Source organism: Psychrobacter sp. D2, assembly GCF_013608135.1.
Lineage (GTDB): Bacteria > Pseudomonadota > Gammaproteobacteria > Pseudomonadales > Moraxellaceae > Psychrobacter > Psychrobacter cryohalolentis.
The window spans coordinates 134,574-158,303 of sequence record NZ_JACDXZ010000008.1 but is presented as its reverse complement, the minus strand read 5'-3'; the positions used below and the strand labels follow the sequence as shown (position 1 = coordinate 158,303).

General features: G+C 42.6%; 20 protein-coding genes. 10 read left to right on the top strand and 10 right to left on the bottom strand.

Annotation, left to right across the window (positions count from 1 at the left end):
* Positions 1–118 precede the first annotated feature (118 nt).
* On the bottom strand, positions 119–1,789 hold the full coding sequence (locus H0262_RS10910) for an ATPase (protein ID WP_181210774.1): 1,671 nt from the start codon (positions 1,787–1,789) through the stop codon (positions 119–121).
* A gap of 342 nt (positions 1,790–2,131) precedes the next feature.
* Between H0262_RS10910 and H0262_RS10905 the strand changes: the two genes are divergently transcribed.
* From H0262_RS10905 to H0262_RS10890, 4 genes are all read left to right on the top strand, one after another.
* Positions 2,132–2,842 (top strand): FFLEELY motif protein, encoded by a 711-nt coding sequence (locus H0262_RS10905; protein WP_181210773.1) that lies wholly within the window; start codon positions 2,132–2,134, stop codon positions 2,840–2,842.
* 78 nt (positions 2,843–2,920) lie between these two features.
* Positions 2,921–4,009, top strand: a complete 1,089-nt coding sequence (gene ubiE, locus H0262_RS10900; RefSeq protein WP_020442954.1) for a bifunctional demethylmenaquinone methyltransferase/2-methoxy-6-polyprenyl-1,4-benzoquinol methylase UbiE — start codon at positions 2,921–2,923, stop codon at positions 4,007–4,009.
* A 118-nt stretch (positions 4,010–4,127) separates the two neighbouring features.
* Positions 4,128–4,823 carry an SCP2 domain-containing protein gene (locus H0262_RS10895; protein ID WP_149409857.1) on the top strand — a complete coding sequence of 232 codons (696 nt, stop codon included), beginning with the start codon at positions 4,128–4,130 and terminating at the stop codon, positions 4,821–4,823.
* 57 nt (positions 4,824–4,880) lie between these two features.
* Entirely contained in the window at positions 4,881–6,542 is a 1,662-nt protein-coding gene (locus tag H0262_RS10890) for an AarF/ABC1/UbiB kinase family protein (protein WP_181210772.1), read from the top strand.
* Between the two features lie 183 nt (positions 6,543–6,725).
* Here the strand turns inward: H0262_RS10890 and ruvB are convergent, their stop codons facing one another.
* The 4 genes from ruvB to H0262_RS10870 all read right to left on the bottom strand — a co-directional run bounded on the left by ruvB (position 6,726) and on the right by H0262_RS10870 (position 10,501).
* Positions 6,726–7,706: a Holliday junction branch migration DNA helicase RuvB gene (gene ruvB / locus H0262_RS10885; RefSeq protein WP_041772439.1), complete on the bottom strand. Its 981-nt coding sequence runs from the start codon at positions 7,704–7,706 to the stop codon at positions 6,726–6,728.
* A 187-nt stretch (positions 7,707–7,893) separates the two neighbouring features.
* Positions 7,894–8,517, bottom strand: coding sequence for a Holliday junction branch migration protein RuvA (gene ruvA / locus H0262_RS10880; RefSeq protein WP_181210771.1), 624 nt, complete (start codon positions 8,515–8,517; stop codon positions 7,894–7,896).
* 91 nt (positions 8,518–8,608) lie between these two features.
* Complete coding sequence (gene fba / locus H0262_RS10875; protein WP_020442949.1) at positions 8,609–9,643, bottom strand: class II fructose-bisphosphate aldolase; 1,035 nt, start codon at positions 9,641–9,643, stop codon at positions 8,609–8,611.
* A gap of 471 nt (positions 9,644–10,114) precedes the next feature.
* On the bottom strand, positions 10,115–10,501 hold the full coding sequence (locus H0262_RS10870; RefSeq protein WP_020442948.1) for a hypothetical protein: 387 nt from the start codon (positions 10,499–10,501) through the stop codon (positions 10,115–10,117).
* Between the two features lie 231 nt (positions 10,502–10,732).
* Here H0262_RS10870 and H0262_RS13075 point away from each other — a divergent pair, with 231 nt between their 5' ends.
* Together H0262_RS13075 and H0262_RS10865 are read left to right on the top strand one after the other, a co-directional pair.
* Positions 10,733–11,074 carry an IS630 transposase-related protein gene (locus H0262_RS13075; protein ID WP_220432425.1) on the top strand — a complete coding sequence of 114 codons (342 nt, stop codon included), beginning with the start codon at positions 10,733–10,735 and terminating at the stop codon, positions 11,072–11,074.
* Positions 11,013–11,573 (top strand): IS630 family transposase, encoded by a 561-nt coding sequence (locus H0262_RS10865; RefSeq protein ID WP_220432424.1) that lies wholly within the window; start codon positions 11,013–11,015, stop codon positions 11,571–11,573. The genes H0262_RS13075 and H0262_RS10865 overlap by 62 nt, the downstream gene beginning before the upstream one ends.
* A gap of 94 nt (positions 11,574–11,667) precedes the next feature.
* Here the strand turns inward: H0262_RS10865 and H0262_RS10860 are convergent, their stop codons facing one another.
* Entirely contained in the window at positions 11,668–12,870 is a 1,203-nt protein-coding gene (locus tag H0262_RS10860) for a phosphoglycerate kinase (RefSeq protein WP_181210770.1), read from the bottom strand.
* Between the two features lie 322 nt (positions 12,871–13,192).
* Between H0262_RS10860 and H0262_RS10855 the strand changes: the two genes are divergently transcribed.
* Positions 13,193–13,522, top strand: coding sequence for a TraR/DksA family transcriptional regulator (locus H0262_RS10855; protein WP_181210769.1), 330 nt, complete (start codon positions 13,193–13,195; stop codon positions 13,520–13,522).
* Positions 13,523–13,549: 27 nt separating this feature from the next.
* Here the strand turns inward: H0262_RS10855 and H0262_RS10850 are convergent, their stop codons facing one another.
* Positions 13,550–14,230 carry a thiamine phosphate synthase gene (locus H0262_RS10850; RefSeq protein WP_181210768.1) on the bottom strand — a complete coding sequence of 227 codons (681 nt, stop codon included), beginning with the start codon at positions 14,228–14,230 and terminating at the stop codon, positions 13,550–13,552.
* Positions 14,231–14,342: 112 nt separating this feature from the next.
* Positions 14,343–15,437: a serine hydrolase gene (locus H0262_RS10845; protein ID WP_149409851.1), complete on the bottom strand. Its 1,095-nt coding sequence runs from the start codon at positions 15,435–15,437 to the stop codon at positions 14,343–14,345.
* Positions 15,438–15,852: 415 nt separating this feature from the next.
* Here H0262_RS10845 and H0262_RS10840 point away from each other — a divergent pair, with 415 nt between their 5' ends.
* The 3 genes from H0262_RS10840 (at position 15,853) to H0262_RS13245 (ending at position 20,154) form a co-directional block, all read left to right on the top strand.
* Positions 15,853–16,488 carry a response regulator gene (locus H0262_RS10840; protein ID WP_011513027.1) on the top strand — a complete coding sequence of 212 codons (636 nt, stop codon included), beginning with the start codon at positions 15,853–15,855 and terminating at the stop codon, positions 16,486–16,488.
* Positions 16,489–16,528: 40 nt separating this feature from the next.
* Positions 16,529–18,259: a PAS domain-containing sensor histidine kinase gene (locus H0262_RS10835; RefSeq protein ID WP_181210767.1), complete on the top strand. Its 1,731-nt coding sequence runs from the start codon at positions 16,529–16,531 to the stop codon at positions 18,257–18,259.
* Between the two features lie 155 nt (positions 18,260–18,414).
* Complete coding sequence (locus tag H0262_RS13245; protein WP_181210766.1) at positions 18,415–20,154, top strand: sigma-54 dependent transcriptional regulator; 1,740 nt, start codon at positions 18,415–18,417, stop codon at positions 20,152–20,154.
* 28 nt (positions 20,155–20,182) lie between these two features.
* On the opposite strand, the gene H0262_RS10825 is transcribed toward H0262_RS13245, so the two are convergent.
* Positions 20,183–21,745 carry a S41 family peptidase gene (locus H0262_RS10825; protein WP_181210765.1) on the bottom strand — a complete coding sequence of 521 codons (1,563 nt, stop codon included), beginning with the start codon at positions 21,743–21,745 and terminating at the stop codon, positions 20,183–20,185.
* Positions 21,746–22,011: 266 nt separating this feature from the next.
* Entirely contained in the window at positions 22,012–23,670 is a 1,659-nt protein-coding gene (gpmI, locus tag H0262_RS10820) for a 2,3-bisphosphoglycerate-independent phosphoglycerate mutase (RefSeq protein WP_181210764.1), read from the bottom strand.
* Between the last annotated feature and the right edge of the window lie 60 nt (positions 23,671–23,730).

The window sequence follows — 23,730 nt, the reverse complement described above, 5'->3', positions numbered from 1 at the left end:
ATAGGTAGCTGCTTAAGAATAGGATTAAAAGTACCTCTATAAGATAAATAATTTCCGCTTAGCATTTGCTACTCGTTCCAAGGCTTTAAGAAAACTTATCTATGTAGCACTTTATGACTTAGCTGGCAGCAAGCAACGCGGATAGCTGCTCGATAGCGTGGTCTAACACCTCTAAACGTGCTTGGCGCTTGTCATTATTAGCGATCACACACCAAGGGGCGTTCTTAGTATCCGTACGTGCCAGCATATCAGCCGCCGATTGTACATAATCTGACCATTTATCACGGTTACGCCAATCGTCGTCGGTCAATTTAAATTGTTTGTATGCAGTTTCTTCACGCTCCTCAAAACGCTTAAGCTGCTCTTTTTTATCGATTGCCAGCCAGTACTTGATAACCAAAGTACCTGACGCTGCCAAGGCAGCTTCAAAGCGATTGATTTCATCATAGGCGCGCTGCCATTCATCATCCGTCGCAAAGCCTTCGATACGCTCTACCAAGACACGCCCATACCAAGTACGATCAAAAATACCAACACGGCTGATGCGGTCTGTCTGCTCGTTCGGAAGCTTTTGCCAAAAACGCCACAAATAAGGATGCTGTAGCTCATATAACATGGGCGCGCCAATATTATAAATTTGATATTCGCGTGGATCTAGTGGCGCCACCAGTCTTTTAATAGCGCCGCCCTTTCCTGCTGCATCCATACCTTCAAAGGCAAATACCACATGCTGACCTTGACGCGCACGTAACAGTTCTGCCAAGCGCGCCTGCTTCTTAGTCAATGCATCATTGTAGTCAGATTTATCAATATCTGAATTTTCGATATCAGTAAGTACCTTAGGTATTTTTACTCGCTCAAACTTTATTGACTGATACTCTATTTGATTATTATGAATATCCTTCGAATCTTGTGCTTGATCTGATTCTGCACTGTTTTCTCCTCGGCTGCTAACTAAGGCTTTTTGCATCGCATGTAAGACTTCATGACAAAAATGTATGGCTGCTTGCGATTTATCCGCGCCATCGATGATAATCCAATCGCCTTGCTGGCGTAATAATTCGGCAGCAACTTCATTGAACTTAGCCACTATCGTCATATCATGCCAATCAATTTGGTATAGAAATTTCGGATCTGGCTCGTCATCATTAAGCCTCGCCTGCAAAGTCTCGATATCGACATGAAACCAGCACTTTAGTAGCTGCGTTTGATTTGCCACAAGGTCTTGCTCAAAAGCTTGCAATTCCGTTAGCTGCTGGCGTAAATAGTCTTGCCATTGACCAATTGGTAACGCTTCAATATCCCTATTCTTCTTATTTTTTTCTGACTTTTCGCTCTCTGCACTTGCCATGCGCATCACGTTATAAAGTAAATCTGCATACCAGTTGCCAAAATATACCATCACATCACCGTGGCGCGGCATGGCTTTGGTATGCGTCTGCCAAATCGGTTGGTGTGCTAAAGGACAATAACCAATGGTTGCTTCGACCTTAAGCAGGCGCGGATCGACCCACTGGCGCAATTGCGTTACCGCAGTCCCCTTACCTGCTTGCTCCATACCATTGACTAATACTAATAACCCAATGGCTTTATCAGTGCTCGGTGATTCTGGCTGGCGCGTCGCACGCAGAGCGAACTGGGCTGTAACCAATGCCAATCGCAGCGCATCTTCATCCATTGAAAATTTGCTCAAAGGATTGGGCATAAGACGCTGCTCGACGACTTGCTCGTTAAATGGCGCGCTCACATCTTCTGCTAACTTGTCTGTTTTATTCTTTTTTTTGCTCATGTTTATGCTCGCTATAGTCTTATCAAATAATTGGTTTAAAATAATCGTCTAAAATAGCTAAGTTGTTTTATCATAGCACTACGCTCTTTTAGTAAATAACGTGGCTATGTAATTTGTGTTATAAAGTCTTATAAATTGACTACCTGAAAGCGCTGAGCAATCTTTATATGTAACAGTTTGGCATTTGTATTCTGTCTTATTTTCTTTTAAGGTGAACAAAATCTTGAGGGCATGGTTTAATAGCTGCCTATAAGTAGAAAACTTAGCGCTAACCAGCCCCCTTATTATCCAGCTTTTATTATCAACTTGATGACTATTATTATTTTTATAGGATGACCTGCCATGTCTGCTTTAGCCAACTTACAACAGCACCTTAACCGCTTTTGGGCGTTGCCACATCATGAAGATGCTGCATTGAATAAGAAGCTTAATGAAGTACAATCATGGCAACAAGCCCGTATCAAGCGTACGCATAGCACGCTGTTTGAGCAACCAAAAAACCAGCTAATGGCAGATTATTTTTTAACGCAGCTGTATGGTGGTGATGAATTTAAAGTATTGGCAGAGCAATTAGGACGCATTCTCCCTAAAGCCAAGAAACTTGAGCGTCTTGCCAAAGAGTCATCTTTAGAAGCTGGCAGTATGGGCATTCAAGCGTCTATATTGGCGATTGAGCTCGACTTGCATTTGGCGCAGTGGTTACTCGAACAAGAGTTAGCCGTCAATGAAGAAAATATGTTACTCGCTTACCGTACGGTTGATGAAGCTATTGAGCGTCGCGTACAGATTAATAACTTAAAAGACGTTTGCTATCGTACTGACAAAGACTTGAATTCATTTATGCTCAAAAAAGCTTTTGCGATGGCTAAAGGCACCGCATATCGCTACAACTTTCAGCCGCTTTATGATTTTATCGATTCAGGCTTTAAAGCCATGAAACCATTAAAAAGTGTGAGCAGCTTTATTGAACCGTTTTGCGCGCGCGAGCTTGAAGTTATTGATGAAGTCCATGCCATGGATAATGACGGTAAGCCCGCTGCGTTTGCTGTATGATAAGCGCTATTGTCTCAATAACTATTAGTATTTTATCTGACTAAAAACAAGCATAAAAATAAATCATAGGACACCGCGATGACTGATCATGTAAATAATAAAACGACTACTAATGGCCGTATACAAGATAAATTGGTTCAAGACAGTATCACTCATAACCAAAATATTACCGCTCAAGTAAAAGCACGTCAAAATACCGCTACAAGTGTTAATAACGTTATTAACAATGACTTTACTCATGTTGAAGATTTACCCATAGGAACGCCACAAGGGCAACAAACCACTATGCCAAATGCCAATACTGAAAACCATGCTCAAAATAGCACTGTAAATGACGCTGCACAGACAAATACTCAAGCCCCTAAGCAAACGCTTTTTAACCAGCGTGACGATATCAATAATCCACATACGTCTGATACTGATGGTCATGAAGAAACCCATTTTGGCTATAAGACCGTTAATAAAGCAGAAAAACAAGCGCGTGTGGCTGACGTATTTACCTCTGTCGCCAAAAAATACGACATCATGAATGACTTAATGTCATTTGGTATTCATCGCTTATGGAAGCGTTATGCCATCAGCTTATCTGGCGTGCGTGCTGGTCAACATGTATTAGATATCGCTGGCGGTACGGGTGATTTAGCCAAGGTCTTTAGCCGTGAAGTCGGTCGCAACGGTAAAGTCGTGTTGTCTGATATCAATGCGGCAATGCTAGAAGTTGGTCGTGAGCGCTTGATTAATGCTGGCTGTAATAATGTCGATTTTGTTTTGGCGAACGCTGAAACCCTAGCGCCATTTGATGATAATAGCTTTGATCTGCTGACCATCAGCTTTGGTCTACGTAACGTCACAGATAAAGATGCTGCGTTAAAATCGATGTACCGTGTGCTTAAGCCAGGTGGTCGCTTATTAATACTAGAATTCTCAAAACCTATCTTTGAGCCATTATCAAAAGCCTATGATTTATATTCATTCACAGCGCTACCGATGATGGGTAAGCTGGTTGCTAACGATTCAGAAAGCTATAAATACTTAGCTGAATCGATTCGTATGCACCCTGATCAGCAGACACTAAAGCAGATGATGGAGCAAGCAGGCTTTGAAAATTGTGATTATCATAATCTGACAGCTGGTATCGTCGCGGTACATCGCGGCTTTAAAGCATAGGATTAAGTTTTAAATTACAATACATAGCGATAAAAATGCCATTATGTAAAATGATGGCAACTTATATTTATAAATGATGCGCTCTTTTAAGGCGCTCAATTGACTATGCGAGAGCCTTATGCTGACTGTTCTACTTTTGGCCGGTGCTGAAAAGCTGATTAATATGGCTATTGCCAGTGATGAGATTACCAAAGCGGGTTTAGCGCCACTTGCTGGCAAAGTGCTGCGTCTCAACATGGGCACGCCTGAGGTGAATTTAGATGTGCTATTCACTGAAGAGCGCTTGCGTTTTGAGCCAGTGACGACTGAAAGTGTGTTTGAGCAAAGTGGCGCTATGAATGAGCGTCAAAAAGCCAGTATGGATCGTGCGCGTCTTGGTCATAGCCGCCCAGATTGTATTATTACCGTCGATAACCCTGCCCAGCTACTGAATCTCATGCGCGGTACAGAAGGCAACTTGCCTATTGAGGGCGATTACAAAGTACTTATGCAACTCAATCAATTGGTTGCAGGCTTTGATCCTGATGTTGCGGGACAACTTGAACCATTTATTGGTAAATCGATGGCGAGCCAGTTGCACCTCCTGATATCGCAGCTTAAAGGCAGCTGGCGTCATAGTGCCAAGCGTGCTTTTAACGATGTTAGCGATTGGGCAAACGATGTTGCAGGTAATAGTGCACCTGACCCAATAGATGTAACTGAAGTAAATGCGCTTAAGCAGCAACTACTGAAACTGCGCGCCGATGTTGAACGTGAAGAAGCCAAACTAGCCGCTATCAAAGATGAGCAAGCACGTCTAACTCATAGTAGATAATCGCCTTTTCTACAACGCCTACCTTATTTTTGACTTTATCTAGAGTATTTATATCTCATGCTATTATCCCATCGCGCCCGTTTACTTGAGCTATGGCGCATTGCCGCCACCTATCGTATTGACACCCATTTTTCTGTCGAAGAGGCGCCGCAGCTACAATCCTTGGTGCGATTAATTCGTATGCATCCTGCCGCGTGGGGGAAAAAGCATCAGCCTAATGCGATTAAATACGCGCTTGAAGATATGGGGACTCTATTTTTAAAGCTTGGACAATTACTCTCGACCCGCCGTGACCTCGTGCCACCTGAGATTATTGCGCAACTTATTCAACTGCAAGATAAAGTTAAATCTTTCGATTCTGATATCGCGATTGCGCAAATCCAAGACCCTAGACACGGTCTCGGTCAATCTATTGGCTCTTTATTTGCGCGTTTTGACGTCAAGCCTTTAGCAGCTGCTTCTATTGCCCAAGTACATACCGCCGCCTTGCATGATGGGCGTGAAGTGGTGGTAAAAGTGGTTCGTCCTGATATTCGCACGACCATTATTGCAGATTTTGAATTGCTACGAGAACTCGCCAATTGGGCATCGGCGCGTATCGAAGCAGCTCGTGCAATACACATCATCGATATTGTTGAAGACTACCGTCAAGTCATGCTCAACGAGTTAGATTTGACATTAGAGGCAGACAATACAACGCAAATGCGTAACAACTTTTTGGGCTCGGCCTTGATGTATGTGCCAGAAGTCTATGATGCCAATAAAAACGTCATGGTCATGGAGCGCATACAAGGCGTTCCAATCTCACAAATTGAGGTATTTGATCAATTAGGCTATGACCGTGCAGCATTGGCAGAAAAAGGCTTAACGATATTTTTTACCCAAGTATTCCGTGATAACTTCTTCCATGCCGACATGCACCCCGGCAATGTTTTTGTCGAGACGCCACCAGTCAATACCTTGACTGCAAATATGGCCGCCGTGGACTTAGGGCATGAGCCACGTTATATCGGGCTTGATTGTGCCATCATGGGCACCTTATCAAAGGACGATCAGCTTATCGTCGCGCGAATGTTATTGTCCGTGATGAATAACAACTTTACAGCGATGGTTGATATCGTCAGTCGAGCTGGCTGGATACCGCCAAGTGCTGATAAGCATGCATTGATGCGTGATATGAAACGCACTGTCGGTCCGATGTTACAAAAATCCATTAACGATATCGACTTTGCCGGTGTATTAATGCAAATATTAGATATCGCCCGCCGCCATCATATGAGTATTCCACCGCAGTTGATGCTACTCCTCAAAACTTTAGTGCATGTCGAAGGACTTGGTCGCGACTTGTATCCTAATCTTGATATCTGGTCACTTGCCAAGCCAATCTTAAGCAGCTGGATTAAGGAGCAGCTCGATCCGATGCGTAATTTACAACAGCTACGTCAGCAGTTGCCTGAGATTTTATTATCGACCACTGATATCCCAAGACTGCTAGATCAAGGGTTACAGAGTCTTGCTTCACAAGGGTCACGTCAAGACAGTCAACTGCGTGAGATTCAACAAATCCGTGCCGATATGCTAAACGACCGTCGCCGAGATTGGTTGGCGCTGGCGGGCTTTGCTATTTTCATAGCCATTGCAACACAAGTTATTGGTTGGCTCTCACCTATCTTTTACCTCTTAGCGATCTTAGCAGTCGTGTGGCGTATCTTAGCCTAAACCGTTAATAGCTTTGACTAGAAGACTTCTGACAATAACAAGTACTTATTAAAAACAGATAGACATAAGCGTTTGGCTTGAGCCTTTACACACTATTTAATAGATACTATAAAAAATAAAACAAAAAAATGTGCCTACATTTAATATTCTAATTAAGTGTAGGCACATTTTTTTAGACTAACTTTATAGCATCTGATCAATCGCCATCTGCGTTAATACTCGACCACGTGCAGTCCGAAGTACATAGCCTTGTTGGATAAGGTATGGCTCAATCACATCCTCTAACGTACCGCGGTCTTCAGCCATCGCTGCTGCCACCGCTTCAACGCCCGCAGGTCCACCGTCAAAACGCTCGTGCAATATCTCAATATAACGTCTATCCAAATGATCGAGACCACGTCTATCGACTGCGAGCATATCGAGCGCACTACCAGCAATCGCCCCATTGATACTGCCATCGCCTCTGACCTGAGCATAATCACGTACACGTCGTAATAGACGGTTGGCAATCCTTGGCGTACCACGTGCACGGCGCGCAATTTCAACAGCACCATCCTCACTCATTGGCACGCGCATCAACCGCGCGGCGCGACTGACAATAGTGGTTAAATCAGCAATATTATAAAACTCTAGTCGCTGCACGATACCAAAGCGATCTCTCAGTGGTGATGTTAATAATCCGGCTCGGGTGGTTGCTGCAACTAACGTAAATGGCGGCAAATCAAGCTTAATAGAGCGTGCTGCTGGTCCTTCACCGATCATGATATCCAGCTGAAAATCCTCCATCGCTGGATAAAGAATTTCTTCAATTACCGGACTTAAGCGGTGAATCTCATCAATAAATAGGACATCACCAGCTTCCAAATTGGTCAGCATCGCTGCCAAATCGCCAGCGCGCTCAAGGACAGGCCCTGAAGTAGAACGTAGATTGCCACCCATCTCGCGAGCAATAATATTGGCAAGGGTCGTTTTTCCTAAGCCTGGTGGTCCAAAGATGAGCGTATGATCCAACGCTTCATCACGCGCCCGTGCCGCTTGAATAAAGACTTCCATCTGCTCGCGTACGACGGGCTGACCGATATATTCCGCCAATAATGCTGGTCGAATATTGGCATCAGGGGCATCTGACGCCCCTTCTAGCGGATTAATCAAACGATCTTGCATCATATTTTTTGCCATTATGCTTAAAGCATTATTTTTAAAAGATTAGGTAATAAATAGCATAACCAAACGCTGCTCATAAGTCATGCGAAACATGATAAAGCAGGTGCTAAAACGAAAATAAGCGACATCTAATGTCGCTTATTTTCAATCGCTGTTTTTTTAATTAATGTTGTGTTGAAAGATACTCTTATTTAAAACTTTGAAATTGCTGCAAGGTAGCTTTTAACAAACTCTGTGTATCTACAAATGTCTCGCCATTACTTTTTGCCGCCTTAATGGCTTGCTGAGCTTCTTTTTCTTTGTAGCCCAAGCTAATCAATGCGCCTTCAACTTCAGCAATGATACTTCCTTCAGCAGAGATTGGTACCGGCTGCATAGCAAATTCTAAATTGCTGCTGTCGACTTCGATATTCTTAAGCTTATCTTTTAGCTCAATCAATAAGCGCTGCGCTGTCTTTTTTCCGATACCTGGGATACGTGTCAATGCTGATTCTGAATCTTGCTCGACATGCATTTTCAGCTCAGCAGCTGACATTGCAGATAGCATTGCTAATGCCATTTTTGCCCCAACACCGTTGATTTTAATCAGCTGGCGAAAGACATCACGCTCTTTACGGTCGATAAAACCATAGAGCAGCTGCGCATCTTCGCGCACATGGAAATGCGTCCAAATGCTTGCCTGCTCATTAAGACGCAATTGGCAAAATGACGGCAATGGCAGCTCAATATCATAGCCAACACCAGAGGTGGTCATGATACAAGCAGTCGGTGCCATTAAGTATTGCACCTGTCCATTAATCAATCCAATCATAATCCACGATCTCTTATATAGACTATTATAAAAATGAGCTAAACCATCACCTAATTATCAATCAGTCAATCTCTTTTACTATGTCAGCTTACTAGTAAAAATTAACCATACCTTCAAGACTGATTGGACGAATCTTATGCGCTTGACCAGCTGAACCAAAGGCTTCAAAACGATTGGTACAGATATCTGACATCGCAACCATAGAGGCTTTAAAGTATTTACGTGGATCAAATTCGCTAGGGTTTTCTGCAAGGAATTTACGGATAGCGCCAGTTGATGCCAAACGTAAATCGGTATCGATATTTACTTTACGCACACCATGCTTGATCGCTTCAACGATTTGCTCAACCGGTACACCATAAGTCTCACCGATGTTGCCACCATTTTCATTGATGACTTTTAACCATTCTTGTGGTACTGATGATGAGCCATGCATGACTAGGTGAGTGTTAGGAATACGGGCATGAATCTCTTTTACGCGCTCAATCGATAAGATATCGCCTGTCGGTGGACGCGTAAACTTATAAGCACCATGACTGGTACCGATAGCAATCGCTAACGCATCGACATTGGTGTCTTTAACGAACTGCTCTGCTTCATCAGCACTGGTCAATAGCTGCTCATGATCCAACACGCCTTCTGCGCCAGAGCCATCTTCTTCGCCTGCCATGCCAGTTTCAAGACTACCTAAGCAACCAATCTCTCCTTCGACTGAAACACCGCATGCATGAGCCATTTTGACCACTTCGCGAGTCACGCTGGCGTTATAATCATAATCCATCGGCGTTTTACCGTCTGTACCAAGCGAGCCGTCCATCATCACTGATGAGAAGCCAAGCTGAATTGAGCGTTGGCAAATAGCAGGTGACATACCGTGATCTTGGTGCATAACAACTGGAATATGTGGCCACTCTTCGATAGCAGCAATAATCAGATGACGCAAAAACGCAGAGCCTGCATAACTACGGGCACCGGCACTGGCTTGTACAATCACAGGAGAGTCACAGGCGTCAGCCGCCATCATAATGGCACGCATCTGCTCTAAATTATTAACATTGTAAGCAGGAACACCATAGCCGTGTTCAGCAGCATGATCCAAAAGTTGACGTAACGATATTAAGGCCATAAAACGCTCTCTGGTTATATTCTAAAAATAGTATTTTGAAGATGATATTAAAACATCATTTTTAACAATAAGACGTTGTCACGTTTGCACTGCGACCTAGCTTTGCAATGGGTATTCCATTATAAGCCAACAAAAACCACTGCTTTCTGCTCGTCATTATCACGCCGTGATTATAGCAAAAATTACCAGCGCTTCGTAGCGCTTAACTGACTATTTGTTTGTGTGTTTGGTTTTTATGCCTTGTTTGCACAGTTAGATGGTTGATTTCGTCTATAAAAAATTCATGACCTGCTTTTTATGGATCAAATTGATTATTTTTATCCATAAAAAAAGCCTTGGCAATTACCAAAGCTTTTATATATTTTATAGACTTATAAAACAACTTATCAGCCAATAGTCTTCCACTATTATATTAATGAATAGACTGCGCTTTATGTTGCTTGATTTTAAATGACTTAGCCTTTATACGACTTAGTACTGTTGTTCTGCATCAACAGCGACATCATTTGCGCCGTCAGCAACTGCGTTAGCACCGTCAGCAACGGCTGATGCAGTACCTTCAACGACTTTGCTTGTGCCTTCAGCAATAGCATCGCCAGTTTCTTCTAGTGCATTAGTGGCAGCAGCACCAGCAACTTCAGCATTTTCTGCAGCTTCAGCGCCAGCTTCTTGGGCAGCTACTTCAGCTTCAGCAGCAGCGGCTTCTGTATTCGCAGCAGCTTCTTCTGTGTTAGCAGCAGCATCTTCGCCAGCTGACTCAGCAGCAGCATCGGTTTTATCTTGTGTTTCTTGGCTACATGCAGTGATTGCAAAAGTACCAGCAAGAACACTAGCAAGTAATAAATGACGTTTTAACATAACAAATCCCTCATAAATAAAGCATGTCAAATACATGGTTTGCGCTATTTTATAGAGTGCAAATTGGACATGCAATAATAATTTTCATTATAGAAACAAATAATTACCACTTAATAATAATCGATGACAATTCGAACTTATTGCCTTGAAAACAATAAGATATGAATAGTATAGTAGAGCCTTTATAAAAGTGGTACAGTGATTTTAAAGTAAGCGAAAAGTAAAAAGATTATGACTTATTCAGCAGACTTTCGAGCACAAGTGCTTAAAAGTGTCAAACAACAAGGTATGAGTATCAGACAAGCTTGTGCATTCTATGACATTAGTAAGGCCACGCTACAGAATTGGCTCAAAGATCCTAGTATCAAACTCACTCGCAATAAACCACCCAGTAAAATACCTAACGAAGCGTTATTAAAAGATGTTGAACAGTATCCAGACGATTACATGTATGAGAGAGCACAGCGTTTTGGCTGTAGTAAGTCGGGCATCGAGGCCGCTTTAAAACGTCTTGGCATCAGCCAAAAAAAAGACCTTAGCGCATCCAAAAGCTTGCCCATTAAAAAGAGCTAAGTATCTAAGCAAACTTAACGACTACATCGCTCAAGGCTTTACTATTGTATACATGGATGAGAGTGGCTTTGAGGCCGAGACCATTCGCTCTCATGGTTATGCACCTATTGGAGCCCCTTGCATCGATAGCTATAATTGGCAAGGTAAAAAACGAACCAACGTCATTGGTGCTTTGTATGAAAAGATGCTGTTTGCCCTGGATTACTTTGAGAGAAATATCAATGGCGACATATTCTACCACTGGTGCAAAAACACGCTAATACCATGCATCAAAACGAAATGCGTAATCGTCATGGATAACGCCAGCTTTCATAAACGCGTTCAGAGATTACTCAACAGGCATGGTCATCGCTTGTTATTTCTACCGCCTTACAGCCCTGATTTAAACCCTATTGAGAAAAAATGGGCACAGGCTAAGTTTCTACGACAAGGGTGGATGGAGAATAATCTACCTAAACTGTTCCATAATATGGGTTGTACTAATTTTATTGTGGATTGACTATAGCCAAAATATTATCCGTACAGCGTACCTTAGATACTGCGGCTAAGTTGTACGGCTAATGTTACTCATCTGCTGAAGTATCGTTAAGAGGTTATGCATTAATTTGTAAAGCAGCAACCGCTGGCAAGATTTTACCTTCTACAAACTCCAAGAACGCACCGCCACCCGTTGACATGTAGCTGACGCCATCAGCCACTTGATATTTATCAATCGCAGCGAGTGTATCACCGCCACCTGCAATCGAGAAACCTTGGCTATTTTTAACCGCTTCTGCCACTATATGAGTACCCTGACCAAACGCATCCACTTCAAAAACGCCGACTGGACCATTCCATAAAATAGTTTTCGCCTTGGTAATTGCCTCTGCCAATTTTATAGCACTATCTGGTGCGATATCTAATATCATGTCATTTTCGCCAATCGTGTCGACAGATTTGATGGTCGCAGTGGCTTGTTGTAATGAGCCAGTGAAGTCAGCAAAATCAATCTCATTTTTATCAGCAACGACGACATATTCAGGCAATAAAATCTCAGTTTTACCCATGATTTCACGAGCTGTATCGAGCAGATCTGCTTCATAAAGTGACGCACCAACACTATGACCTTGCGCGGCTAAGAAGGTATTGGCAATCCCGCCACCAACGATAATCTGTGAGCAAAGCTCAGCCAAACTATGTAAAACCTCTAATTTGGTAGAAACCTTTGAGCCGCCAACGATAGCGAGCATAGGTTGTGCTGGCGTTTCAAGTGCTAGGCTTAAAGCATCAAGCTCTGCTGCCAATAAAGGTCCAGCACAGGCGGTCTTACCAGCTTTATGCATCGCTTGGGTCACGCCTTCTGTTGATGCTTGGGCACGATGTGCTGTGCCAAAAGCGTCCATCACAAATATATCGCACAAATCAGCATATTTTTGTGCAAGCGCTGCATCATTCTTCTTTTCGCCTTCATTAAAACGTACGTTCTCTAGCAGTACGACTTCACCTGCTTCGATAGCGACGCCTTGAGTGAGGTAGTCACTATTCAGCGTAACAGGCGCGGATAGTTTATCGCTTAAATAGTCAGCAACGGGTGCTAACGAATAGATGGCTTCAGGATTGCCTTCTGTCGGGCGTCCTAAATGCGAGCAGACTATCACTGCTGCACCCTTTTCTAGCGCCATCTTAATCGTCGGCAAACTTGCTTGCAGGCGTGCATCACTAGCCACTTTACCCGCTTTAATAGGGACATTAAGGTCTTCACGAATCAACACTACTTTATCGGTCAAACTCAGCTCGCTCATACGCAAAAAATTCATTACCTGCTCCTATATATCATCTGTTATCAATCTGTATGACGGTTCGCCAACGGTTTATTGGATACTTTTTAGCAAATTTATTTCATCAAATCCTATTGCTGGCATTTTTAGAAAACTGTCCTAGCAAGCATTTAAGGCGGTGTATTCTAACAGTTTTATAGTCTGTACTTATATGTCACCTAAGATAAATTTAGCGATAAGCAAATTTATCTTCTCAAACTAATAACACCCTCATTAACATTTTGTGGTGGTACTGAGTCGTTTAGCTATCTATGATCAATAGCGTACTTGTGCCATAACAATAAATCATTAGGAGAAATAAATGAGTATCGACTTTGAAGCTGCCAAACAAAACCTATTACAACTAAAACAAGAGTACCAAACTCGGATTGCTGATATTGAGGACCATATCCAAAATCCGCAAGATGATCTCAATGAACACTGGGAAGATCAAGCGATTGCTTATCGTCAGAATGACATGCGCAAGAACTTAATGGTTGAGGCACAGCAAAGCTTAGGTTTTGTAGACCACGCTTTAAGCCGTATCGAAAGTGGCAGCTATGGAGAATGTGAGGTATGCGCTGAGCCTATCGAAGCACAGCGCTTGCAAGCATTGCCTTATGCAACTTTATGTATGCAGCACGCTGAATAAATTCGTGCTTATATTTTAAAATAGTATTCATTCAGAAGGCACATTCCACTTATTAAATACTTGCTGCCACTGTTGACAACGCATCGCGATTTGATGGACAGGTAAATCCATGATATCGCCAACGATTGCTATATAAGCAATAGGTAACCCTGCCAGCTCTGAGATGTTTTCTGCCGTTAAACCGCCTATCACGCATATTTTTATATCTTGCTGGCAGCCTTCTATCAGTTGCTGCCGCGAGATAGTGGCAGCATTGGGCTTGGTTGTTGAAACAAAGATTGCACCCATGGCGGCATAGCTTGCGCCTTCATTTTTCGCAGCTTTGACTAGCGTTATATCGCCATGACAAGTGCGACCAATGATTTGATTCGGGGCTAAAGATTGTGCTGCCTCACTAAGATCACCATCTTGCTGTCCCAAATGCACGCCGATACCAAGTTTTTCGGCCAAAGCAATATTGTCATTTATCAATACTGGCACATTATAGGTTTTAGCCAAATTAACGATTTGTAGCGCTTCTTCATAAAGAAGAGACTCACCGTCAGGCAATGCCAATATCTGCTTACGGCGTATTTGTAAAAGAGCAATCAATCCTGTTGCTAAAGCGGCTTCTAACTTTTGATATAAAAGGCTAAACTCATCATCATTAGTCAGCAAATATAGCTTAGGTATAGTATGAGAAACCGTAGAGACTGATGGCTGAATCATGTAATACTCCTTAATATCAACACGTTTTTGACATAATAAAAAGGCTGTTATATCGCATAACAGCCTTTTTATTATAAATGTCTTTTGATACTGCTCATTTAACGCTGTAATCTTATACCGTGCGGCGTGTTGCCAAGCTATTTAAGATATTTTTGGCATCACCCCAGCGCGTCGCTGAGCTATTGGCACCCAAAATTACGATAATAGCAGGACGATTATTGACGCGCGTCTCCATAACAACACAACGCCCTGCTTCATTGATAAAACCTGTCTTTGAGATACCGATAGGATAGCTGCCATCACGAACTAAGCTGCTGGTGTTATTGGCTTTGTAAGTGCGGTTACCACTTGAGAAGTTAGAGACAAAAAAATCATAGCTCTTAGTGGTTGAGAAACGACGAATCACGTCATAGTTACCAGCCGCACGAACCATTTTAACCAAGTCATTTGAGGAAGCAACGTTGCGCTTATCCAGACCAGTTGGGTCACCAAAGAAAGCGGTACTCATGCCAAGCTCTTGTGCTTTACGGTTCATCGCACGTATAAAGGCGCTATAGCCACCCGGATAATTACGGGCAAGACTTTTTGCTGCAGGATTTTCTGATTTCATTAATGCCATTAATAGCATCTCAGCACGATTGAGACGATCGCCTGACTTTAGGTTAGAGCTGGCACGCTTTGGACCAACGAAATCTTCTGGATCAAGTGTTAGCTCTTCACGCATATCTAAGCCGGCATCAAGTACCACGATAGCCGTCATTACCTTGGTAATACTGGCCATTGGACGCGCGATATCCGCATCTTTTTGATAAATTGACTCACCGGTTTCTGCATCAATAACCGCGACACTGCGCGAATCGGTGCTGATCGGAATCATATTACTATTGCCAAAACTACCGCGATACGTGGTGTTGTAGCTATTGGCATTATTATAACTGTTGTTATTACTACTACCAAAACTGGTCGTATTGGTAATACTGGTTGTACCAGAACCGTTATCTATTTTTTTAATCGTAGAGCTATTGCCAGACCTAGACATGATACTGCGCGCTTCAGACAAGCTATCGGCACCGCCCCAGCTCAGGCGAGCACTAGACTCAGAGCTGGCGCTACCATTAATTGTAAGTGCGGCTTGTGCGACACTGCCCAAACTCAATGAAATCATAGCAGCGATTAATTGCTGTTTGGTTAATGGTAGTTGCTTCATTCTGCCTCCTGCTTACGTGCTGTCATCAGTGACATACTGGACATACTGACTGACGCCAACTACGTACGTAGCGTTTATAGGTGTGTTTGTAGATACTCACATAGAGTTTTTGTATTTTTAGTGTATCATGGTTTGCATTTAAGTTTAATGTACTAAATCAATTAGATGGCATTTCAGTGCCACATTCAAATTTTACTACACTTACTTGATGTTACAGCAATATTAGTTAACATTAGCGCAATATAGCATTACATTAATGCTAGTAGACGCCTTATTGCGTCTCTACTGTCCAAATAAAGCAATTAATATTGGCTTTTTTATGCGTAAATGAGTGTTATTGGTCAAATAGATTGATTAAGATGACTTAAATTTAGCAGTGCACCCTTTATTCTGATAGATAGAAAAGAGTATAACAATGATTCGAGTATTAGTAGTAGATGATCATGATTTGGTGCGGATGGGTATTAGCCGTATGCTGGCAGATAGTGCAGATATCGAAGTCGTCGGTGAGGCAGACAGCGGTGATATGGCGATAAAGATGGCAAAACAGCTGCGTCCTGATGTCATATTACTGGATGTAAATATGCCCAATATCGGCGGTTTGGAAGCAACCAAACGCTTGATTCAGCTGGATATGGGTATCAAAATTTTGGCGGTTAGTAGTATGTCAGCTCAACCTTATCCCTCAATGTTGATTAAAGCGGGCGTCAATGGCTATATTACTAAAGGCACACCGCTTGATGAGATGATACGAGCTGTCAAAAAAATCTATCAAGGTGGACGCTATTTTAGCCAAGACGTCGCTGAACAATTAGCTGACGTACTATTATCTGATAATGCCAATTCCCCTTTTGATTTGCTCAGTGATCGTGAGAAGCAAGTAGCAATGATGGTGGTCAACTGTCAAAGCCCTCAACAAATTGCAGACCAGTTATTTGTCAGTGTGAAGACCATCAACACCTATCGCTATCGCATTTATGAAAAAGTAAATGTCGATAGTGATGTGAAATTGACGCATTTAGCGATTCGTCATGGTCTTATTCAGCCTTAATTATCAAGTCTCTCTCATTAAGAACATTAGTTATTAATCCATGAATCCTGCCAAATCTGCCTCCAAGCTTATTGCTGTTATTACTGACTATCTAGAGCGAGATGATATTTTGCCTGTGCCGCAGTTACGCAAACTGGGGATGATTTATAGCAGTTATCGCTTTATCGTCAGCTTGTTTTTTATGCTGATTGTGTATATTACGGTTCGCACGGATGGCAACCCATCATTGCCAAGTTTCTTACAGCAAACTGTGCTCAGTTTTTACGTTTTGCTGAGTTTAATCTTGCTAGGATTATTTTATACCGTTGGTAAGCATATACGCCGACAGCTGGCTTTTGGGTTGGCGCTAGATGTCATTATCCTAAGCTTACTGCTCTATACCTCTGGCGCACCTGATTTGCAGCTGACCATGCTATATATGGTGGTAGTAGCAGCAAGCTTTATGTTATTACATGGCTCACAAGCATTGATTATTACTTTGCTTGCCATTATTTTTGTGATTTATCAGCAGTTTTTTTATGCCATTGCCAATAGTATGAGTTTGGCAAATTTAGGCAATGCCCTACTCATGTCAGCCAGCTTTTTGGCAGTAGGCGGTCTAAGCTGGTCGATATCGCAGCGCTTAGTACAGCTTGAAAAAGTGGCGGTTCGCCATGCCAAAGAAGTCGAGCGTTTAAATAGTATCAATCAAGAAGTCATCTCTCAAATGGTCAATGGTGTCATCGTCATTGATAACAAGCAAGTGGTCTTAGCCAACCTTGCGGCTTATCAACTACTTAGCATCCCAAGCCGTCATGACAATAAGTCAAAACCAGTAGCCGCTTTTGAGCAGCAACTTGGTCAACAACATCTGCAATTGTTTAATGCTTGCTTATCGGTAGCCGCAGGACTAACGCGTACTTTCATTTATGAGCTGCCTGCTGTTGCCAACTCTTCTATCATTGGCAAGCTACGTGTCGATATTATTCCGTTAAAAGACGATAGTAAACTCATTATACTAGAGGATTTACGCCGTGAACAAGCCAGTGCGCAACAATTAAAGCTCGCCTCACTTGGACAGTTGACCGCCAGTATCGCTCATGAAATCAGAAACCCTTTGGCAGCTATTTCGCAAGCTAGCCAGTTGCTAATAGAAGATGTTATAGAAAGCGAGATGGACAATGACAATGCCCTAAATCCTTTCGCTAATAATAATATAAATAGTCAGATGACTGGCAACCATGAGCTTTATAAAATGATATTTTCGCAAACAAAACGCGTTAATCGCATTATCGAAGACGTATTAAAACTGTCGCGCCAGCAAACGGCCAATCAACAAACCATTATCCTTGCTGATTGGATGCCTGTATTTTTAGACAATTACTTTAAAGGACATGATGTCTTTTTACATGTTCTTACCCAGCCTACCATCTCTTTTGATATTCATCAGTTAGAGCAGGTACTCATCAATTTAATCAATAATGGTTTACGCTATAGTAGTTACGCCCACCCTCATGCCTTTGTGGAAATCGAAATTTATTGTGCCGATAACGATGTTATAATCGATGTTTTGGATGGCGGTACTGGTGTTAATGCAGATGATTTAAGCGCTTTATTTAATCCATTTTTTACCACCGAACAATCAGGCACAGGGCTTGGGCTATATTTATCACAAGCCTTTTGTGAAGCCAATCAGGCACGCTTACTGTATGTGCCTGAGCATCAAAAAACCTGCTTTAGGCTAATTTTTCCTGCTGTTCATAATGACATGGTTAGTCCAACTTTTATCTAAAGAAGAAAGAACTACTTCTCAAAGAAAATGTAAAACAAAAGGCTTTATATTGTTCATTAAAAAATACCTGTAACCAATGCAGTTATTAAGACTGATAAACCCTTAGAGAGTTATTTTATATACTTTTGTAGCACTTGAAAACAATGAGATGATGTATGACAACCACCGCGCTAGTCGTTGATGACGAAGTAGATTTATGCCGTTTGATGCAAATCACCCTGACCAAAATGGGTATCAAAAGTGATGTTGCCTATACATTGTCGCAAGCGAAATCGTACTGGCAAGACAATGACTATGATTTTTGTCTAACCGATTTAAAACTCCCTGATGGTTCGGGATTAGAGTTGGTCAAACATATCAGTGCCAGCTCTAGTAAGCCCATTGCGGTGATTACAGCGCATGGTAGTATGGATTTAGCGATTGAAGCACTAAAACTTGGGGCTTTTGATTTCGTCAATAAACCGCTTGAGCTACCACGCTTACGGCAATTGGTTGAAAACGCGCTAAAGGTAATACAACAAGATTTGAATGCCAAGTCCACACCGCAACGCTCACCTGAACAGCAGATGCTTGATGAGCGCCTGATTGGTGATTCGGCGGTAATGCATCCTTTAAAAAACACGATTTTAAAATTGGCTCGCTCACAAGCGCCGGTATTTTTGTCAGGGGCGTCAGGTACAGGTAAAGAAGTCGTTGCGCGGCTCATTCATGACTTAAGCCCGCGACGTGACGGCAGTTTTGTGCCAGTCAATTGCGGGGCAATACCTTCAGAGCTGATGGAATCAGAGTTTTTTGGTCATAAAAAAGGCAGCTTTACAGGTGCCGTTGCGGATAAGCAAGGTTTATTTCAGCAAGCCAATGGCGGTACTTTGTTTTTAGATGAGGTAGCAGACCTGCCTTTGGCTATGCAAGTGAAGTTGCTGCGGGCTATTCAAGAGAAAACTGTACGCGCGATTGGCGATACCAAAGAAGTGCCTGTCGATATTCGTATCTTGTCAGCCACGCATAAAGATTTAAACCAGCTGGTACAGACAGGGTTGTTCCGTCAGGATTTATATTACCGCATTAACGTGATTGAGCTTAAATTACCAACATTGAATGCACGGCGCGATGACATACCGGTATTAGCCACGCATTTTTTAGCGCTGATTGCTGAAGAGTGGCAGTTGGATTCGCAGCCTTTATTAACTGCAGAGGCGTGCCTGCGTTTACAGCAGCATGATTTTGCGGGTAACGTTCGTGAGCTGCGTAATGTACTTGAACGTGCCGTTACTTTGGCTGAAACCTCAACTATTGATATAAGCCATCTCGGCTTATCTGACTTAGATGCCCATCAACAGGCTCATATGCCTCAAAAAATCAATGAAAATAACACATCTGATTCAATAGAAAATATAGATAAAGACGATAGTGAACCATCATCTATCAAAAGTGTCTCGACGCAGCAAGCAACAGCTAATCTGCATCCTTATCGTACGATGACTCATCACTATGCTGCAGTGAAGCAGCCTTCGATATCCGGTACGATATCTAACTCATCGTCTTCCGCAATAGGAATAGAGCAGCAATCAGTGACAGCAATGGCGGAGCGCGCTGAATCAGTAAACAAGGATGCAAATAGTGATAAGACCGATTCTGTAGCCAATATCGACAGTGGTATTGATGGCAATATTGATATATTAAACAGTATCGCGATAAAAAGCAGCGTCAGTGGTCAGCTACCAGCACAAGGGTTAGAGCACTATCTCCAAGAGCAAGAAAGGCAACTTATTATCACTGCACTTAAGCAAACTGGCTGGAATAAAACCCAAGCCGCTGAACTATTAGGAACCACTTTTCGATCCTTACGCTATCGTATGACCAAACTTGAGATTGCAGAAGATCAAGCTGAATAAGGGGCTTTGATATAGAATTGTGACTAGATTAGAGCTTTTCCTTAGATGTTGGTTTTTCAATAACATTCTTTATAGCTGTATTGTTTTTAATAATACTATTTTTAGGATCGGGCTTTTTCTCAGAGCGTACAAATCGAATACCTGAAGTAAGTGCTTTCTTTCGTAATAAATCAAGCGCTTGCTGCTCCCACGTGCTTTCACTGCCCGATAGAGCGATATCAGGCTCTACCCCAATACCATCTATCTTTTTACCTGAAGCAGTCATATAGTTGGCAACCGTGAGCTTGACCGCTTGCTCATCGTTAAGCGGTATCACCGATTGTACAGAGCCTTTGCCGTAACTGACCTCACCTAAGACAGTGCCACGCTTTTGCGCTTGCAAGCTACTGGTCAACACTTCTGCCGCTGACGCCGAATAGCGATTTTGCAATACCACTACCGGTAACGCCTCAAGCAATGCTGCACCTCTAGTCGACAATGTACGGGAATCTGCTTGGCGACTCTTTATCTGTACCACATCCGTATCTGTCATAAATAGGCTAGCAACGCTCACAGCGGATGCCAATACGCCACCTGGATTATCACGTAAATCTAGTAGTATTCCTGTGACAGGCTTATCTAAATCGATCAAACTTTGTAGCAGTTTTTCACGGCTATTATTTTGAAATGCTGGTAACCTAACAATGGCCATACCATCTACAAAACGAGTTTCAATAATTTGAGGATGGCTATTATTACGTTGTAAAGTGGTGACATGTTTACGGCGTCCTGCCTTGGACGTCACCACATCTACTTGCGTACCGGCAATGCCTGTCAAAAGCTGCTCGATATCGTTACTTTCTTCATCTTCGCCAAGCTTAAACTCATCGACTTGGTGTAGATAATCGCCAACTGCGATACCCTTTTTATCGGCAGGTGAATCATCCAGTACCTCAGTGATGACCCAATAGCCCAAGGCTGATTGATACTCAACCTTGATACCAATATCGCCGACATCGCCTTCCGTAAAAGCACGCAGATTTTCATAGGCTTCGGCATCCAAAAATTCCGCATGGCTATCAAGCTTGGTTAACATACCGCTCATAGCATTATTAAACAGTTCTTCATCATTAACCGTATCGACATATTCACGACGCACCAAATCAATCAAAACAACAAAGGTCTTCAACGTTTCAGGAGAAATAGCATTTAATGACACTTGAGCGACTTCAGCAGGAATGTCGGTATTAATAATAGGCGATTCATTGTTCAGCACACTTTCATCCGCCACACTATCAATTAAATCGTCAGCTTGATCAGCAGATTCAAGCATATCAGCTATATCTGATAGATCATCTGCGCCGTTATCTAATGGTACATTATCAGCATTTAAACTGATGAGTTGTAAGCTTGCCGTACGACTCGCGTTGCGCCCTGCCGCAGTATCTTTGACAGCCGCTTGCGCTGGTATAGCAATCATACTTAAGCCCAGAAAACCCACGATAAGCGTCGGCTTTAAGACGTTAGTGTAGCTAGATATCGTACTCATTGATTGCTCGAGTCTTTTAGAGGTCAATGGAAATGTACGACTGATAGGATTGTTAAAATGCATAAAAATCACCTGAAAATTTGTCCAAAGTTAAGCCATCATTATTATAAGATTGTTATATGGTTACTATTGAATAATAGCCCATAAGATAGCATCAAGCACCCTCATAAGAATAGGAGAGTATTGCAAGTAACTGAGGTGAAATGTTAGACAAAATGTAGCAACAAAAAAGGGAGAGCTGATCAATAGCTCTCCCTTTTAATATTAATTTACTTTGAAAGTAATGTAACGCTACTAGTATAAATTTCTAGCGCCTTACTATAATTGGATTATTGAGCGGCAACCAACAGACTTTCGCCTGTCATCTCTTTCGGCGCTTCGATATCCATTAAGGCCAGAATAGTAGGTGCAACATCACTAAGCTTACCGCCGCTACGGACTTGTACTTTTTTCTCACCGACATAAATCAGTGGCACGTGTTCAGTAGTATGCTGAGTATGGACTTGACCACTCTCATAGTCTTGCATCTGCTCACAGTTGCCATGATCTGCTGTAATCAGCATATCGCCACCTGCCGCACGTACTGCTTCTGCCACGCGCCCAACGCAGATATCTAACGCTTCTACTGCTTGCACCGCAGCATCAAAAATACCAGTGTGACCGACCATATCACCATTAGCATAATTGACAACTAGCACGTCATATTTACCAGATTCAATCGCTTCCACCAATCTATCTGTCACTTCAGGCGCGCTCATCTCAGGCTGCAAGTCATAAGTAGCAACATCTGGCGATGGCACTAAGATGCGTGTCTCACCCTTATATTCATCTTCACGCCCACCACTAAAGAAGAATGTCACATGCGCATATTTTTCAGTTTCAGCAATACGTAACTGGGTTTTGCCCTTATCTTGCAAATACTCGCCAAGAGTATTGGTCAATGAAGTTGGATAATAAGCAATGCTGGTTTTAGGATTATCTGCTAACACATCAGAATACTTGGTCAACATCACAAATGCCGCAAGTTTTGGCTGCTTATTGCGGGCAAATCCTGAAAACTCATGATCCGGTAATACGAAAGCTTGTGCAAGCTCACGAGCACGGTCAGCACGGAAATTCATAAAAATAAGGGCATCATTGTCATCAACGGTATAAGGCACTTCGTCACGCCCAATCACGACCGTTGGATTAATGAATTCGTCGGTTTCGCGTGCTTTGTACGCAGCTTGCACTGCCCCATCAGCACGAGTTGCTAAACGATCCGCTTTACCTTCAGTGATCAGCTCATAAGCTTTTTGCACGCGATCCCAGCGATTGTCACGATCCATCGCATAGTAACGCCCGATAATACTGGCAATCTGTACACGACCACTCTCATAATGCGCATTCAGCTTTGCGATATGATCACGAAGACGATTGATGTATTTATCAGCAGACTTAGGCGGCGTGTCACGTCCATCTAAAAAGCAATGCACAAAGACGTTTTTGGCACCATGTACCAATGCGGAATGACACATTGCTTCAATATGGTCTTGATGAGAATGGACGCCACCATCTGACAGCAAGCCCATAATATGCACATTGCCGCCCAATGTATTGGCGGCTTTTACTGCATTTACCAAGGCTTCGTTTTTATAAAAATCACGACTGGCAACTTCACTTGAGATACGAGTTGAATCTTGATAAAGCACGCGCCCAGCGCCCAAATTCATATGCCCAACTTCTGAATTACCAAACTGACCATCTGGCAAACCAACATCTTCTCCTGACGCTGATATCAATCCATGCGGATATTGCTCATAAATATTATCTAAATTTGGCATATTAGCGGCAGCAATGGCATTGTCTTTATCGTCTTCACGATGCCCAAACCCATCTAATATCATTAATACACGCGGCACTTTCTTGTTATTATCACTATCTTGCTGCTTGCTTAATTGTGCCTGATTATCGTCGATAGATTCTGATTGTTGCTGGGTATTGGTCATGAATTACCGCTCCTCAAGTGAATGAACGCCTATAATGCTGTATTAGGATGTCTAAAGTTG